Annotated in this window: 16 protein-coding genes; 12 read left to right on the top strand and 4 right to left on the bottom strand. The window is 58.4% G+C overall.

Features of this window, described 5'->3' with window-relative positions; translation table 11 throughout:
• Positions 1-41: 41 nt before the first annotated feature.
• The 4 genes from ACTG2S_RS01935 to ACTG2S_RS01920 all read left to right on the top strand — a co-directional run bounded on the left by ACTG2S_RS01935 (position 42) and on the right by ACTG2S_RS01920 (position 2,793).
• Positions 42-599 (top strand): hypothetical protein, encoded by a 558-nt coding sequence (locus tag ACTG2S_RS01935; RefSeq protein WP_274161383.1) that lies wholly within the window; start codon positions 42-44, stop codon positions 597-599.
• A complete protein-coding gene (locus ACTG2S_RS01930) occupies positions 596-1,108 on the top strand; it encodes a hypothetical protein (RefSeq protein ID WP_143182627.1) in 513 nt (170 codons plus the stop codon). Before ACTG2S_RS01935 ends, ACTG2S_RS01930 begins: the two co-directional genes overlap by 4 nt.
• 312 nt (positions 1,109-1,420) lie before the next feature.
• Positions 1,421-2,185, top strand: a complete 765-nt coding sequence (locus ACTG2S_RS01925) for an EAL domain-containing protein (RefSeq protein WP_274161384.1) — start codon at positions 1,421-1,423, stop codon at positions 2,183-2,185.
• Between the two features lie 113 nt (positions 2,186-2,298).
• On the top strand, positions 2,299-2,793 hold the full coding sequence (locus ACTG2S_RS01920) for a DM13 domain-containing protein (protein WP_274161385.1): 495 nt from the start codon (positions 2,299-2,301) through the stop codon (positions 2,791-2,793).
• Positions 2,794-2,867: 74 nt separating this feature from the next.
• On the opposite strand, the gene ACTG2S_RS01915 is transcribed toward ACTG2S_RS01920, so the two are convergent.
• Both ACTG2S_RS01915 and ACTG2S_RS01910 read right to left on the bottom strand, forming a co-directional pair.
• Positions 2,868-5,132 carry a methyl-accepting chemotaxis protein gene (locus ACTG2S_RS01915; protein WP_274161386.1) on the bottom strand — a complete coding sequence of 755 codons (2,265 nt, stop codon included), beginning with the start codon at positions 5,130-5,132 and terminating at the stop codon, positions 2,868-2,870.
• Positions 5,133-5,383: 251 nt separating this feature from the next.
• Complete coding sequence (locus ACTG2S_RS01910; RefSeq protein ID WP_005355925.1) at positions 5,384-6,388, bottom strand: substrate-binding domain-containing protein; 1,005 nt, start codon at positions 6,386-6,388, stop codon at positions 5,384-5,386.
• A 434-nt stretch (positions 6,389-6,822) separates the two neighbouring features.
• Between ACTG2S_RS01910 and ACTG2S_RS01905 the strand changes: the two genes are divergently transcribed.
• The 8 genes from ACTG2S_RS01905 (at position 6,823) to ubiK (ending at position 13,362) form a co-directional block, all read left to right on the top strand.
• Positions 6,823-7,944: a branched-chain amino acid ABC transporter substrate-binding protein gene (locus ACTG2S_RS01905; RefSeq protein ID WP_236297790.1), complete on the top strand. Its 1,122-nt coding sequence runs from the start codon at positions 6,823-6,825 to the stop codon at positions 7,942-7,944.
• 66 nt (positions 7,945-8,010) lie between these two features.
• Positions 8,011-8,937: a high-affinity branched-chain amino acid ABC transporter permease LivH gene (gene livH, locus ACTG2S_RS01900; RefSeq protein ID WP_005339439.1), complete on the top strand. Its 927-nt coding sequence runs from the start codon at positions 8,011-8,013 to the stop codon at positions 8,935-8,937.
• Positions 8,937-10,205 carry a high-affinity branched-chain amino acid ABC transporter permease LivM gene (locus ACTG2S_RS01895; protein ID WP_005355922.1) on the top strand — a complete coding sequence of 423 codons (1,269 nt, stop codon included), beginning with the start codon at positions 8,937-8,939 and terminating at the stop codon, positions 10,203-10,205. Before livH ends, ACTG2S_RS01895 begins: the two co-directional genes overlap by 1 nt.
• The gene (gene livG, locus ACTG2S_RS01890; RefSeq protein ID WP_005357323.1) at positions 10,202-10,975 is read left to right on the top strand and encodes a high-affinity branched-chain amino acid ABC transporter ATP-binding protein LivG; all 774 of its coding nucleotides are present in this window, start codon (positions 10,202-10,204) and stop codon (positions 10,973-10,975) included. The genes ACTG2S_RS01895 and livG overlap by 4 nt, the downstream gene beginning before the upstream one ends.
• A gap of 10 nt (positions 10,976-10,985) precedes the next feature.
• Positions 10,986-11,687, top strand: a complete 702-nt coding sequence (locus ACTG2S_RS01885; RefSeq protein ID WP_005342433.1) for an ABC transporter ATP-binding protein — start codon at positions 10,986-10,988, stop codon at positions 11,685-11,687.
• A 122-nt stretch (positions 11,688-11,809) separates the two neighbouring features.
• Positions 11,810-12,133 (top strand): thiosulfate sulfurtransferase GlpE, encoded by a 324-nt coding sequence (glpE, locus tag ACTG2S_RS01880; RefSeq protein ID WP_201948262.1) that lies wholly within the window; start codon positions 11,810-11,812, stop codon positions 12,131-12,133.
• On the top strand, positions 12,130-12,963 hold the full coding sequence (gene glpG / locus ACTG2S_RS01875) for a rhomboid family intramembrane serine protease GlpG (RefSeq protein WP_005342430.1): 834 nt from the start codon (positions 12,130-12,132) through the stop codon (positions 12,961-12,963). The genes glpE and glpG overlap by 4 nt, the downstream gene beginning before the upstream one ends.
• Positions 12,964-13,104: 141 nt before the next feature.
• Positions 13,105-13,362, top strand: a complete 258-nt coding sequence (ubiK, locus tag ACTG2S_RS01870; protein ID WP_005339429.1) for a ubiquinone biosynthesis accessory factor UbiK — start codon at positions 13,105-13,107, stop codon at positions 13,360-13,362.
• Between the two features lie 54 nt (positions 13,363-13,416).
• Here ubiK and ACTG2S_RS01865 read toward each other — a convergent pair whose 3' ends face one another.
• Together ACTG2S_RS01865 and fre are read right to left on the bottom strand one after the other, a co-directional pair.
• Entirely contained in the window at positions 13,417-14,430 is a 1,014-nt protein-coding gene (locus ACTG2S_RS01865) for a GGDEF domain-containing protein (protein ID WP_439981916.1), read from the bottom strand.
• Positions 14,431-14,647: 217 nt separating this feature from the next.
• On the bottom strand, positions 14,648-15,346 hold the full coding sequence (gene fre, locus ACTG2S_RS01860; protein ID WP_042054686.1) for an NAD(P)H-flavin reductase: 699 nt from the start codon (positions 15,344-15,346) through the stop codon (positions 14,648-14,650).
• Positions 15,347-15,483: the final 137 nt, after the last annotated feature.

Genomic DNA, 15,483 nt, shown 5'->3' with positions numbered 1-15,483 from the left:
TATGATTGTGGTGTTAATAACTCAATGAGCAGGTAATAGAAATGGGTAATCCTGAGCGACTTGCAATGATGAAGAATTGCTCTATAGAAAACAAAAATCTACCAATCAGAATTGAAAGTGTTGATGCTTTAAAATTAGCAATTAGTTTGACATTCAATAGAAGTGATAAACATATAAAATCAGTGCTGATATTTAATAATGAAAACCCAAACACTCTGTTTAATTCACTTACACATAGCGATGTAGAAAGAAACATTGTTGACTTCTTATCTGAAAAAGATGCAAAAATATCAATCATAACGAATGAAAAAGAGAGAGTGAAATCATCTACCATCTACCATAAAGAGAATAAAAGTAAGATAGAGATCCTCTCTATTAATCAAAAAATGATAAGTACTCTTGAGGAAGGGAAACCTCATAAAATTAAAAGTTTACTACTAGGAGATAACGAGACTCTTATTGTAGGTGATTTTACATCACCAGATTTCACAGAGTCTCTATATGTTAATTTTTTTGATGTAAATAGTTCTGAACTATTAAATAACTATTTTAATGGATTAAAGGACTTTATTCTCAATGGTGGAGAGTTCAAAAAATGAGCCAAGCTAGCACATCAACGCTATATTTGCTTAGTAACTTTTCCTCATTATTTGAAGTCGCGGTTGGTCTTAATCTTGTTTTTTCCATGTGGGATAGCCTGAGAAATCAAGCCGTTGAGCGCTTGAAAAAAATATCCGATGAACTTGAGAAAAATCTTGAGCTGAATTTAGGTGTTAATTATAAAGATAGTCGATGCGCACAAAAATTTGCAGAGAAAAAGAATGAGCAACTTCAGCGTTTAGAAAAACTATCTCAAATTGCAAAAATTGTTGGCCTGTTAATAACTTCAGCAATAATGCTTTTGTTGTCCTGCCTTGGTTATTTACCAGAGATAGCATTTTCATTTTGGCAAATAGCCTTAGCCATTGTACTGTCAACATTAACATCACCTAGTTTCCTTCTTTGGGGGAATATTCAAGCAAAAAGAAGTAGAGCTATTTTGGAAGAACACCAAAAACAACAAGAAACCACCTTTCTTGATATACAGGAATTTACTACAGGAAAATAGCCTTCACCTCGTATGTACAGATCTAGTTATCACCTGACACCGGCCTCAAACCGGTGTCTTGTTTACGCTACTTTAGGACCGTAGGTTCGATTAGCCGTCAGGCGTAATCGGACATTCGCGTAAATCGATTCTCCCGCGATAACAGCCAGCCGAATTTCCCCTCCAGCTGGCCGATCCGGCTTCACAGCAACAACCGCAATCAAAGCCTCTCGATCGTCCGATTACGCTTCGCTAATCGAACCTACAGGGGGTAATGAGCTGTTATCATTTGAGACAGTCCCCAGCGCCGCCACGCCCAATCAGAGGAACGTCATGGATATACCTGCCGCCCCGTCCCCCGCCATCTGCCAGCGATGTCAGGAGAAAGCAGATCTCGACTTCGACTTCACCATGGCCTTTCAGCCCATCGTCGATTGCAGCCAGCGCACCATCTTCGGCTACGAGGCGCTGGTGCGAGGGCTCAACAACGAACCGGCGCAGAGCGTGATTGCCCGGGTCAACGACGACAACCGCTACCGCTTCGATCAGCTGTGCCGCATCAAGGCCATCGCGCTGGCGGCACGGCTCGGGATGAAGGGGATGCTGAGCATCAATTTTCTGCCCAATGCGGTCTACCGCCCGGAGCGCTGCATCCGCACCACCCTGCAGGCGGCCCGCGAGCACCACTTCCCCATCGAGCAGATCATGTTCGAGCTGACCGAGGTGGAGCAGGTGCAGGATAGCCAGCATCTTCGCGGTATCGTCGATCACTATCAGGCGCTTGGCTTCAAGACGGCGATCGATGACTTTGGCGCCGGTTACTCGGGCCTCAACCTGCTGGCCGATTTTCACCCCAACATCGTCAAGCTCGATATGCACCTGCTGCGCGGCATCGACCATGACCCGACCCGGCAAGCCATAGTGCGCCACTGTATGGCACTGTTTGCCGAGCTGCAGATCACCCCGCTGGCGGAGGGGATCGAAACCCGCGAAGAGATGGCCTGTCTGCGGGAGATGGGCATCAGCCTGATGCAGGGCTATCTGTTTGCCCGCCCCGGCTTCGAAACCCTGCCCGAAGTGGATTTCGCCAGCTTGTAAGCCATATCAACTGCGGCTGCGCAAACATCCGGCTCCATAGCGCTGGATGACAAGCGGTTTAGCCAGCACCACTGCTATGATGCTGGCACCTGTTCATCAACGACCGAGATATCATGAAACGCAAAACCATGGCCCTGCTGCTGGGCACCCATCTGCTGGTCGCGGCGGCAGGCTTTGCCGCCGGTGTCTACACCCTGCCGATCCTGATCGCGCCACCCGCCCCTGATACCGAGCAGGTCGCGGCCAGCCAGCAGCAAGCGAGATTCCACGGCACCTTTCGCCGGGAGCTGAAAGACAGCGATCGGCTGCACTGGGGGGAGGGCAAGGTGAGCATAGGGCCGGATGCCGTCAGCCTGATGGGCAAGCTGGCCCCTGGGCCGGACTACCAGCTCTACCTCTCCCCCGAGTTTGTCGAGACTGAAGCCGATTTTGCCCGCCTAAAGGATCAGATGGTGCGAGTCGGGCCGGTGAAGACCTTCGACAACTTTATCGTGCCGCTGCCCGCCACGATCGATCCGGCCCGCTACAACAGCGTGATCGTCTGGTGTGAAACCTTCGGCCAGTTCATCACCGCCGCCCGTTATCAGGATGAGAGTCAGGAGCAGTAACCTCGCCCCAGACCCGCACCATGAAAAAGGGCTGACATCGCTGTCAGCCCTTTGGCTATCCGATCCGCTCGTCATTAACGCTCCGGTTTGGTCATCTCCCGCAGCAGCTGATCGATGCAGCCCACTACCTGCTCTGAGTTCTGCTCGATCTCGCGATAGAGAGCCTCTGCCTCTTCATGCTTGTGCTGATTTTTCAGCTCGATAATCTGCTGGATCACCTGATGCAGTCTGGCGTGCGGGGCGGCCATCGCCCTGAAGGCGGGTTGATCGCCGCAGCATGCCTGCCCTTCGCTGAAGTACCAGTGGCCAAGGCGGCACTCCTTGTCACTGACCGCCTCGCTGCGCGACAGTCCCTCCTGCCCATCCAGATAGGCGCGCACCCGGGTCTTCCAGCCCATGTGAGCGGCGCGGGCGCGACTCAGCACCATCCGCACGTTGGAACCATCCTGGAACTGCCCGGCCAGATCCCCCAGCTTGTCCACCAGGGTCGCCACATGGCTGGCAATATGGGCGGTATCCCGCGCCACCAGCGTGGTGGCCTGGGAGATCTCGTGGACGCTGACGATATTGCGGGTGATCTCGTCGCTCACCGAGGACTGCTCCTCCGAAGCGGCGGCGATCTGGGTGTTCATGTCGCGAATGCTGTTGACCGCCCCCTTGATCCGGCCGAGGGCTTCTCCCGCCTGATTGGCCCGCTCCACCGACGCCCCCGCTCGCGAGACGCTGTGTTCGATCAGGGTCACCGTGGTGCCCACCGCCCGTTGCAACTGCTCGATGGTGCCGCGGATCTCGGCGGTGGAGTGCTGGGTGCGCCCGGCCAGCGAGCGCACCTCGTCGGCCACCACCGCAAAACCGCGCCCCTGTTCACCGGCCCGGGCCGCCTCGATGGCGGCGTTGAGGGCCAGCAGGTTGGTCTGCTCGGCGATGGACTGGATCACCGCCAGCACAGAGCCAATCTGCTCGCTGGCCTTGGCAACCTCTTTCACCGTGTTGCCCGCACTGGCGATCTCCTCCGCCAGCTGTTCGATCATGTTGACGCTCTGCTGCACTACCTCATCACCGGTGACCGCCTGATTGTCCGCTTCGTTGGCCGCTTCGGCCGCCTGTGCCGTGTTGTTGGCCACCTCGTGTACCGTGCTGGTCATCTCGGTCATGGCGGTGGCGAGCTGGGTGGTCTGTTCCTGCTGGCGCGTCATACTGCCAAGGTTGCCCGCCGCACTGCGCGACAACCGCTCACTCTCGCCAGCCAGTTCGCCCAGAGTGGCGGTGAGCTGGCTGATGGTGTCGCGGATCTTGGCAACAAAGCCATTGAACGCCGACCCGAGGCGGCGGATCTCCTCCGGCCCCGCCACCGGCAGCTTGCTGCCGAGATCGCCGGAGCCATTGGCCAGCGCCTCCAGCGCCTTGACGCTGTCGAGCAGCGGTCGATTGATGCGATTGAGTGCAAGCGCCATCACCATGGCAATCACCAGAGCCCCTACCAGAGAGATGATCGCCATCTGCCAGCCCTGACGAGCCAGATCGGCCGCGACCAGACTGTGATCCCGGGTCAACTCGATGATACCGACCGCCTTGCCGGAGTAATCGCGCAGGGGGGCCGCCATCACCAGCAAATCACTCCCCTGCTGCGTCATATTGACGAAACGTTCCTCACCGGCCAGTACCGGCTGATACCACTCCATCGCCTCACCAAGCCGGGATGTGCCAACCAGCGTCACCAGTTTGCCCTGCTCAAACAGATAGATGGCGAGCTGCACCTGCTTGTCCAGCAGTTGGCCAAACAGCTTTTCATCCAGGGCACGACCGAACTCCACCGAACCAACCGGCTGCCCGTTGAAGGTGACCGGCACGACCCCGCGCAAACCGGTACCCGCCACGCCAATCTCCAGTCCGCCAACGGCATGATGCTCGCGATTCACCTCAACCACAGTGGGGCGAATGGCAGAGAGGTCATCACCGTGCTTTTCAGGCTTGTGTACCCGATAAAGAGATGTTGCTGGCGGCAGGTGGAACTGGAACTGCTCGATCCCCTGCACCTTGATGGCGGGCCAGAGCGGATCAAACAGATTGGCGAGGGTCTGCCAATCCTTGTCGGCCACCGCTTTGGCTGCATCCGGCCGCTGGGCGATCAGGGTCGCCGCCAGCACGGTTTCATGGCTGGTGTTTTTGATCACCGCTTCCACGTTCTGGAGCTGGCTACGCAGTGCAGCCTGCTCGGCCGCGAGCGCCCGCTGGCGATTTTCAAACAGATTAAAGGTAAGCAGCACCACGGCGAGCAATACGATGCCGCCAATTGCCAGCAGCGTGATCTGGTGACCCAGCTTGCGAGGGGGGAACATAAGACACCATCCTTGACAGTCATACCCAACCTACAGGATGGAACGGTTAAGTCGGGAGTCCATCAGAACTTAACCCTTTGTTGATATTGATCAAACGATTAACAGGCAAAATGCGAGGTGGGTCAAACGGGGGGAATATTCACTCACAAGGCCGAGCTCGGCACTGCGAGCCACAGGTTGAAAGTAACCCGCCCATAAACAAAAACCCCCTCGTGACAGAGGGGGTTTTTCGTTTTGGCAACGGGTGCGGATTAACGCAGCGGTTTGACCGAGCGACGGACAATCAGCTCGGGCTGTACCGTCATCGATTCCACTTCCAGCTCCTTGTTGCGGATCCGGCTGACCAGATGCTTCACCGCCAGCTGGCCCAGTTCGGCCTTCGGGTGACGGATGGTGGTCAGCGGCGGGCTGGAGAAGCGCGCCATCTCCACATCGTCGTAGCCGATGATGGAGATATCGTCCGGCACCTTGACTCCGGCTTCCCAGGCAGCGCAAATAGCGCCGATCGCCATGGGATCGTCGAAGGCAAAGACCGCGGTCGGACGAGGCTGCAGGGCCAGGATGCGCTGCATGGCATCGAAGCCGCTCTGGCTCTCGTAGTCCCCTTCGAAGACCTGTTCATCTTTGAGGGTCAGACCGTGCTCGCCCAGCGCATCACGTACCCCGTCCAGTCGCTGCTGAGTGGTCGGCTTGGAGAGCTGGCCAGTGATGCAGACGATATCGCGGTGCCCCAGCTCCAGCAGATGGCGTACGGCCATGCGGGCGCCGATGCGGGCGTTGTCGTTGATGACGTTGGCGAAATCGCACTCCGTGCCCCAATCCAGTACCACCTGCGGCACGTTCTTGTGGATGCGCAGCATGTCACGCAACGGGGTGTCGATATCGGTACCCAATACCAGCAGGCCATCCACCCGTTTTTCCATCAGCATTCTCAGGTAATGCTGTTGGCGAGGCGGCTGGTTTTCGGTGTTGCAGAGGATCAGGCTGTAGCCCTGTTCGAAGCAGTACGCTTCAACCCCTTGCACCACTTCTGCGAAGAAGGGGTTTACGCTGGTGGTCACCAGCATGCCAATGGTCTTGGTCGAATTTATTTTAAGACTGCGCGCTACCGAGTTGGGCGCGTAGTTGAGTTCTGCCACCGCCTCAATCACTTTCTGGGTCGCGTCTTCGCTGACCCGCCGAGTGTGGTTGAGCACATGTGAGACGGTGGAGATGGATACGCCTGCGCGCGAGGCGACATCCTTGATAGTGGCCATCTCTGTCTCCTGACTGTCAAAGGCGGAACATTAGCAGATTTCCCGAATAAAGGCTTGGTTTTAACGAGCTCTGCCACGGAATTGTCAATGCCGGCTAATTTAGGCGCTCATTTCTGTTTGCGCAAATGGATTGTGGTCAAAATGGGAGCGCTGTCAGAGTAAAATATCGCCAGATTAATCCTCTGGCGTTTGTCGCAATCGCCTCTCGTTACCAAGATGTTAAGTCAACAAATCAAAATTAAGCTCTAATTAGCCGAAAATAACAGGTCATTTATTTCAAAATCCACCCATCCAACCCCCTCTGGTTAGTATCTTTAACAGCTTGTTATTGCCCCGTGAGGAATGATAGAACCATACCTATAGCCGGATGCACGGGATGTAGATCCGGAATGGCACACGGAAATGAAACAATCCACTGATTAAGGGACGAATCAATGCATAAGTTGAGCAAAATCACAGTTGGCGCAGCGGTTTCTTTGGCTCTGTTTGGATCGATCTCCATCGCCCACGCGGCAGACACCATCAAGATAGGTATCGCAGGCCCGGTCACCGGCCCGGTCGCCCAGTACGGGGACATGCAGTTCACCGGCGGCAAGATGGCGGTCGAGCAGATCAACAAGGCTGGCGGCATCAATGGCAAGCAGATCGAAGCGGTCGTCTATGACGATGCCTGCGATCCCAAACAGGCGGTGGCCGTTGCCAACAAGGTGGTGAACGACGGCGTCAAGTTCGTGGTCGGTCACCTCTGCTCCGACAACACCCTGCCCGCCTCCGACATCTATGAAGACGAGGGGATCCTGATGGTCACCCCTGCCTCCACCAACCCCAAGATCACCGAGCGCGGTTACCAGCTGACCCTGCGCACCATAGGCCTGGATAGCGATCAGGGCCCGACTGCCGCCAAGTACATCATCGAGCAGGTCAAACCCCAGCGCGTGGCCGTTATCCACGACAAGAAGCAGTATGGCGAAGGGATCGCTTCCAGCGTCAAAGCGGCGCTCGACAAGGCTGGCGTGAAAGTGGTGGCCTTTGAAGGGATCACCGCCGGTGACAAGGACTTCTCCGCCCTGATCGCCAAGCTGCAGAAAGAGAACGTCGATTTCGTCTACTACGGCGGCTATCACCCTGAGCTGGGTCTGATCCTGCGTCAGGCTGGCGAGAAGGGGCTGAAAGCCAAGTTCATGGGCCCGGAAGGGGTGGGTAACAAGGATATCTCCGCCATCGGTGGCCCGGCTTCCGAAGGCCTGCTGGTGACCCTGCCGAACAAATACGATCTGGTACCTGCCAACGCCCCGCTGGTGGCGGCGTTCAAGGCCAAGGGTCAGGACTCCTCCGGCCCGTTCGTCTGGACCACCTATGCAGCGGTGCAAACCCTGGCAGCCGGTATCGCCAAGGCGGGTGAAGATGACCCGGCTGCCGTTGCCACCGCCATCAAGGCTGCGCCGATCGATACCGTGATGGGCCCCCTGACCTGGGCACCGAACGGTGACCTGAAAGGCTTCGAATTCGGTGTGTTCCAGTGGCACGCTGACGGTACTTCCAGCCAAGTCAAATAATCTGCCGATCGGGGGTGAGTACGCTCACCCCCTCCTCTCTTTGCGGGCAAGTACAGGGAACGCAGTATGTCCGAACACCTCCTCTATCTGGTTCAGCAACTGCTGAACGGATTAACCATAGGCAGCACCTATGCGTTGATCGCCATTGGCTACACCATGGTCTATGGCATCATCGGCATGATCAACTTCGCCCACGGCGAGGTTTACATGATCGGCTCCTATGTCGCTTTTATGGTGATGGCGGGGCTCATGATGATGGGCATCGACAGCACCTTTCTACTGCTGGGGGGCGCCTTCCTGGTCAGTATCATCATCACCGGCACCTATGGCTGGAGCATCGAGCGGGTCGCCTACCGGCCACTGCGCGGTGGCAACCGGCTGATCCCCCTCATCTCCGCCATCGGCATGTCGATCTTCCTTCAGAACATGATGCGAATGGCGCAGGGCTCACGGGATATCGCCATGCCCAGCCTGATCTCCGGTGGCTGGACCCTGGGGGGTGAAGATGGTTTTCAGGCCAGCCTCTCCTATATGCAGCTGATTATCTTCGTGGTGACTTTCATCACCATGCTGGCACTGACCCAGTTCATCGGCCGCTCCCGCATGGGCCGCGCCTGCCGCGCCTGTTCGGAAGATATCAAGATGGCCAACCTGTTAGGGATAGACACCCACGTGGTCATCTCCATCACCTTCGTGCTGGGGGCCGCGCTGGCCGCCGTCGCCGGGGTGCTGCTCGGCATGTATTACGGCGTCATCAACCCCTACCTCGGCTTTATGGCCGGTCTGAAGGCCTTCACTGCCGCTGTATTGGGCGGTATCGGCAGCATTCCGGGCGCCGTACTGGGCGGCCTGCTGCTCGGCGTGGTTGAAGCGCTCACCGCCGGTTATCTCAGCACCGAGTACAAGGATGTGATGGCGTTTGCCCTGCTCATTTTTGTGCTGCTCTTTATGCCGACCGGCATTCTGGGTCGTCCGGAAGTGGAGAAAGTGTGATGAAACATCAATTTATCCACGCCTGTATCGCCAGCCTGGTGTTGCTGGTGCTCTCCTTCTGGCTGCTCGGCTTCAAGCTGGAGACCGATGGCTCCAGCCTGCAGGTAGTGAGCCGCCTCGATGTGTCGCTGGCCTGGCTACTGGGGGGCGCCACCCTCGTTTTCTGGTTCCAGATGCTGCGCGGCCAGATCGCCAAGCTGTTTCAGGCCTCCATCAGCGGCTTCTCGGTCGGCTTCACCAAGCTGGTGCTGCCGAGCCCGGAAGAGGCGCCCAAGCTCTATAACCTCACCGCCGTGCTGGTGCTGCTGTTCGCGGTGAGCTGGCCCTTTATGGCTTCTCGCGGCGCCATCGATCTCGCCACCCTCACCCTGATTTACATCATGCTGGGGCTGGGGCTGAACGTGGTGGTCGGCCTCGCCGGTCTGCTCGATCTCGGCTATGTCGGCTTCTACGCGGTCGGCGCCTACAGCTATGCCCTGCTCAACACCTACTTCGGACTGAGCTTCTGGGAGTGCCTGCCCATCGCCGGGCTGATGGCCGCGACCTTCGGCTTCCTGCTCGGTTTCCCGGTGCTGCGGCTGCGGGGGGACTATCTGGCCATCGTCACCCTGGGTTTTGGCGAGATCATCCGCATCCTGCTCAACAACATGACTACCCTGACCGGCGGCCCGAACGGGATCTCCGGCATCCCCAAGCCGACGCTGGGGGGTCTGGAGTTCAACCGCACCGTCAAGGATGGGGGCTTTGATACCTTCCACAATTTCTTCGGCATTACCTACAACGCCAACCACAAGGTGATCTTCCTCTACCTGATGGCGCTGGTGCTGGTGGTGGTGACCCTGTTCGTCATCAACCGCCTGCTGCGCATGCCCCTTGGCCGCGCCTGGGAAGCGCTGCGGGAAGACGAGATCGCCTGCAAATCGTTGGGACTCAACCCCACCATCATCAAGCTGACCGCCTTCACCATAGGCGCTACCTTCGCCGGTTTTGCGGGTAGTTTTTTTGCCTCGCGGCAGGGCTTTATCAGCCCGGAATCCTTCGTCTTTATCGAATCGGCCATTGTGCTGGCGATTGTGGTGCTGGGTGGCATGGGCTCCCAGATCGGGGTGGTGCTGGCTGCCATCGTGATGACGGTGCTGCCGGAGCTGGCCCGCGAATTCAACGAGTATCGCATGCTGATGTTCGGCCTCTTGATGGTGTTCATGATGATCTGGCGGCCACAAGGATTGCTGCCGATGACCCGTCCGCATCTGGAGTTGAAGAAATGAGTACTCATCAGAAGTTAATGGAAGTCTCTGATTTGTCGATGCGCTTCGGGGGCCTGCTGGCCGTCAACGGGGTCAAACTGGATATCGACAAGGGCGAGGTGATCTCCATCATCGGCCCCAACGGCGCGGGCAAGACCACCATCTTCAACTGCCTGACCGGCTTCTACAGCCCGAGCGGCGGCACCATCCGCTACAAGGGTGAGGAGATCCAGGGGCTGCCCGGCCACCTCATCGCCCGCAAGGGGATTGTGCGTACCTTCCAGCACGTGCGGCTGTTCAAGGAGATGACAGCGGTGGAGAACCTGCTGGTTGCCCAGCACCAGCACCTCAACACCAGCTTTATCGCCGGTCTGTTCAAGACCCCGGCCTTCCGCCGTGCCGAGCAGGAGGGGCTGGAGCGGGCCGCCTTCTGGCTGGATAAAGTGGGCCTCAAGGATCTTGCCAACCGCGCCGCCGGTAATCTGGCCTACGGTCAGCAGCGCCGCCTCGAGATCGCCCGCTGCATGGCGACCCGTCCCGAGCTGCTGATGCTGGACGAACCGGCCGCCGGTCTCAACCCGAAGGAGACCGACGAGCTGGACGAGCTCATCATGAGCCTGCGGGACGAATTCGGGGTCTCGGTGCTGCTGATCGAGCACGATATGAAGCTGGTGATGGGCATCTCCAACCGCATCTTCGTGGTCAGTCAGGGCACCCCGCTGGCCCACGGCAAGCCGGATGAGATCCGCAACAACCCGGCAGTGATCAAGGCCTATCTGGGCGAGTCGTAAGGACAAAAAGATGTTAGAACTTCGCAACGTATCGACCCACTACGGCAAAATTCAGGCACTGCACGATGTCAGCGTCGAGGTGAAAGAGGGGGAAATCGTCACCCTGATCGGCGCCAACGGCGCAGGCAAGACCACCCTGCTGATGACCCTCTGCGGCGAACCCAAGCCCAGCAGCGGCTCCATCTGGTTTGAGGGGGAACAGATCAGCTCCCTCACCACCGCCCGCATCATGCGCAAGGATATCGCCGTGGTGCCGGAGGGGCGTCGCATCTTCGCCCGCCTGACGGTGGAGGAGAACCTGCTGATGGGCGCCTTCTTCGTCGACAAGGCCGAGCAGCATGGCCTGCTGGATCAGGTGTTTACCCTGTTCCCGCGCCTGCACGAGCGCCTGCAACAACGGGCGGGCACCATGTCCGGCGGCGAGCAGCAGATGCTGGCCATCGGCCGCGCCCTTATGAGCAAACCGCGCCTGCTGCTGCTGGATGAACCCTCGCTGGGGCTGGCCCCCATCGTCATCCAGCAGATCTTCGACACCATCGAACAGTTGCGGCAGAAGGGGATGACCATCTTTCTGGTGGAGCAGAACGCCAACCAGGCGCTCAAGCTGGCCGACCGCGGCTATGTGCTGGAGAACGGCCACGTGGTGCTGCAAGACACGGGCGCCGCCCTGCTGGCCAACCCGGCAGTGCGGCAGGCCTATCTGGGCGGTTAACCCACTGCCCCGCATGCCATATCAACAAGGGAGCCGCTGGCTCCCTTATCTTTTGTGGGGTTAGTTTGCGCCCAAGCTTGCGGTACACTGGCCCGTAATCAACCTATTCGCAGGACATCCCGATGGACCAGTTTGCCCATATCAATGCCCATGATGCCTACCAGAAACTGAGCTCGGGTGAAGCCCGTCTGGTGGATATTCGCGACCCGCAATCCTTTGAAGCGGCCCACGCGGTCGGCGCCTTCCACCTTACCAACGGCACGCTGGTGCGCTTTATGAATGAAGTGGATTTCGATACCCCGGTCATCGTGATGTGCTATCACGGCAACAGCAGTCAGGGGGCGGCCCAATACCTGCTGCAACAGGGTTATGACGAGGTCTACAGTCTGGATGGCGGCTTCGAGGCGTGGCGCCGGGAGTTTCCCATCGAGGCAGGCGAGGCATGATCCAGCTGCTGGTGCTCGACAACGCCCGCATGGCACAGGCGCTGGTAGACTATCTGGCGACCTTGGGCATCTCCTGCGAGCTGACCCAGTCCGAGCTGGGGGTCACCATCTGGCTGGCGGACGAGCAACGCCTCGCTCAGGCCCAGCTGGAGGTGAAGCGCTTTCTGGCCGAGCCGGGCCACCCGCGCTACATGGAGGCCTCCTGGCAATCCGGCCGCGCCGATGCCCGCATCGACTACAGCAAGGGGATGACGGACCCCATCACCGATTTCCTCCATCAGGCGGGGCCACTGACGCTGGTGGTCATCATCGCCTGTCTCGCCATCTACGGGATCGAGGCCATCGGCCTGCCCATCTACGATGAACTGGCATTCCACCCGACGCTAGCCCAGTTCACCGACTGGCAGGCGTGGCGCTATTTCACCCCCGCCCTGATCCACTTCTCGGTGCTCCATCTGGTGTTCAACTTGCTCTGGTGGTGGTATCTGGGAGGCCAGATCGAGCAGCGCCTCGGCAGCGGCAAGCTGCTGATCCTGCTGCTGGTGGGCGCCGCCCTGCCCAATATCGCCGAGTTTTTTGCCAGCGGCCCGCTGTTTGGCGGCCTCTCCGGCGTGGTCTATGCCCTGCTCGGCTACTGCTGGCTGCGCAGCAAGCTGCAACCCGCCTGTGGCCTCACTCTGCCACCGGCATTGATGGGTTTTATGCTGTTCTGGATGGTGCTCGGCTTCTTCGACATGCTCGGCACCAGCACCGCCAACATCGCCCACCTGACCGGCCTGCTGGTCGGCCTGCTGCAAGGCTGGCTGGATCGCAACCACCAGCCGGGCTGATTTTTCAGCAGCCGCAGAAACGAGAACGCCGCCCCGAAGGGCGGCGTTTGCTTGCCAGCACAAATGGTAAAAAGCCGCCGCGATCTCGGCAAAGTGAGGGAATTGTCGGTAGAATGTCCGCCAACGCTTAAGGAGGACATCATGATCGACCCGAAGAAACTGGAAGAGATCGCCAAGCAGGTGCACAACTCCCTGCCGCCCGGCATTCGCAGCATGGGTGAAGAGGCCGAGAAGAAGATGCGTCAGGTACTGCAGGCCCAGCTGGGCAAGCTGGATCTGGTCAGCCGCGAAGAGTTCGACGTGCAGACCAAGGTGCTGCTGCGTACCCGTGAAAAACTGGCCGCCCTCGAAAGCAAGCTGGCTCAGCTCGAGCAGCAGCTCGGCGCCAAAGGCGAATAACAAAAACCCCAGCTCGGCTGGGGTTTTTGCTTTGAATTGAACCTGTAAAAAGCATCACACCTGAAGCAGATACCAGGCCCGCTTGCCGCGTGCCTTGGCCTCATACATGGCACGGTCGGCCACCTCCAATGCCTGTCGGAAGCTCAATGGCTCCTCCTCCCAAAGGGCGATGCCGATACTCAGCCCCACCCGTTGCGGGCAACCGGGTTTGGGCACATAGCCGTGCATCCGGCTGATCAGGGCGTCAGCCAGTTGCGCCAGGCCATGGCTCGACACATCCCGGTGCAGATGCACCACAAACTCGTCGCCGCCGTAACGGCCACATAGCGCCGAGCCAGGCATAATAAGGCGCAACCAGTCCGCCATCTGCTGCAACACCAGATCGCCGCAGGCGTGGCCCAGCTGGTCGTTGATCCCCTTGAAATCATCCAGATCGATAAAGAGCAGCGCCCCCGCTCCTTGCGGCTGCAGCTGGGCAAACGCCTTGCCAAACCCCTGCCGGTTGAGCAAGCCGGTCAGCGCGTCGTTGTTGGCACGCTCCGCCAGTCGCTGCTCATAAGCCTTGCGCTGGGTGATATCGATATGGGAGCCCATGATCCGCAGCGGCTTGCCATCGCCATCCCGATCGACGACCCGTCCCCTATCCCACAGCCAGGTGATCTCTCCGGCCGGGCTGATGGTGCGGTATTCGGCTTCATAGAAGGGGGTTTTCCCCTCAAGGTGGGCAAAGTAGCTACCCATGGCATGGGCGCGATCGTCGGGATGGAGCTTGGCGCTCCACTGATCGAAATGAGGAGCCATGTCACCGGCCTGAAAGTTCTGCAGATTGAAGACCCGCAGCTCGCCGGTGGGAATGGTGCCCTGCCAGAGACAGATGCCGGTGCCATCGAGGGCGGCACTGAGCTTCTCCTGCAACAGGCCGTTTTCATGCTGCAAAGCGGCGATCTCTGCCTGCAAACGAGCCATTTCACCGCCATGAGGGGACGGGATCAGCGTTGCGACCCGCTCGACAGAGCCGGTCTCTCCCCTGTCATCCTCCGCAGATGCCCTGCCCTCTTCACTCAACACTGCGCCTCCTTGTGCTTGCTCTATGGATGCTCTTGTCAATCCCCCACAAAGATGCCATCAGCTACGTTTGATTAGTAGCCATTCATAGTCAAAATATTGAAAAATAATGGGATAACGCCGCGATAATCCAACCATTCAGGGCGATCCGATACTGCGGCAGCCACAAAAAAAAGCCCCCGGCAAAACCGGGGGCTGCGTCATCCAAGCGGGGATCCCGTCAGATAAATTCGTAGGCATCACCAAAGATGCGCTCCGGCTCGGCGCCGAGGATCTTGAACTCCTCCCGCGCGGCACCCGCCATCTCGAAACGGCCGGCGACATAGATGTCGTAGTCGTGGAGGCTGACGAAGTCATCCATGATCGCCTTGTGCACCAGCCCGCTCTTGCCAGTCCAGTCAGCGTCAGGCTCCTGCACCACCGGGATAAAGGTGAGCGGCGCATAGTCACGCTCCCACTGCTGCATCTGCTCCAGTTCGTAGAGCCAGTGAGCCTGACGCACACCCCAGTAGAAGAACACCGGACGCTTGCTGCCCGTGTCGATCAGGTACTCCAGAATGGAGCGGGCGTAAGAGAAGCCGGTGCCGCCCGCCATCAGGATCAGCGGACGGGGAGATTCATCGCGCAGGAACGCCTTGCCAGCCGGCAATTCGACCTCGATCTCCCCCTGCTCGCGCATGCGGGCAAGCACCTGACCGGCGTAGGCGTTTTCGGGAGTGGCACCAATTTGCAGCTCCAGCACGCCCGGGCGGGTCGGCGAGTTGGCGATGGAGAAGGGGCGCTTGTCCGAATCGCTCATCACCACCAGCAGATACTGGCCCGGCTTGAAGCTGATAGCTTGCTGCGGCGTCAGGGCCACATGCCAGATGGTGTCGACATATTCGCGCAGTTCCTCTACGCGGCATTTGATACGTTGCATTCTTGTCCTTGTGGCGGGCTCGCTCGGCCCGCTTCGCTCATTGTTTCACTATGGAGTGACGACCAGCAGCCCTGGCCCCGTCAGTCGAGAATACTCAAATCAGTGCGGATCGCATCACTTTTTGCAGCAAAGCTGTC

It is taken from the genome of Aeromonas sp. 82P (assembly GCF_051919365.1).
Taxonomy (GTDB): Bacteria; Pseudomonadota; Gammaproteobacteria; order Enterobacterales; family Aeromonadaceae; genus Aeromonas; species Aeromonas veronii.
This window is presented reverse-complemented; position numbering and strand designations above follow the sequence as displayed.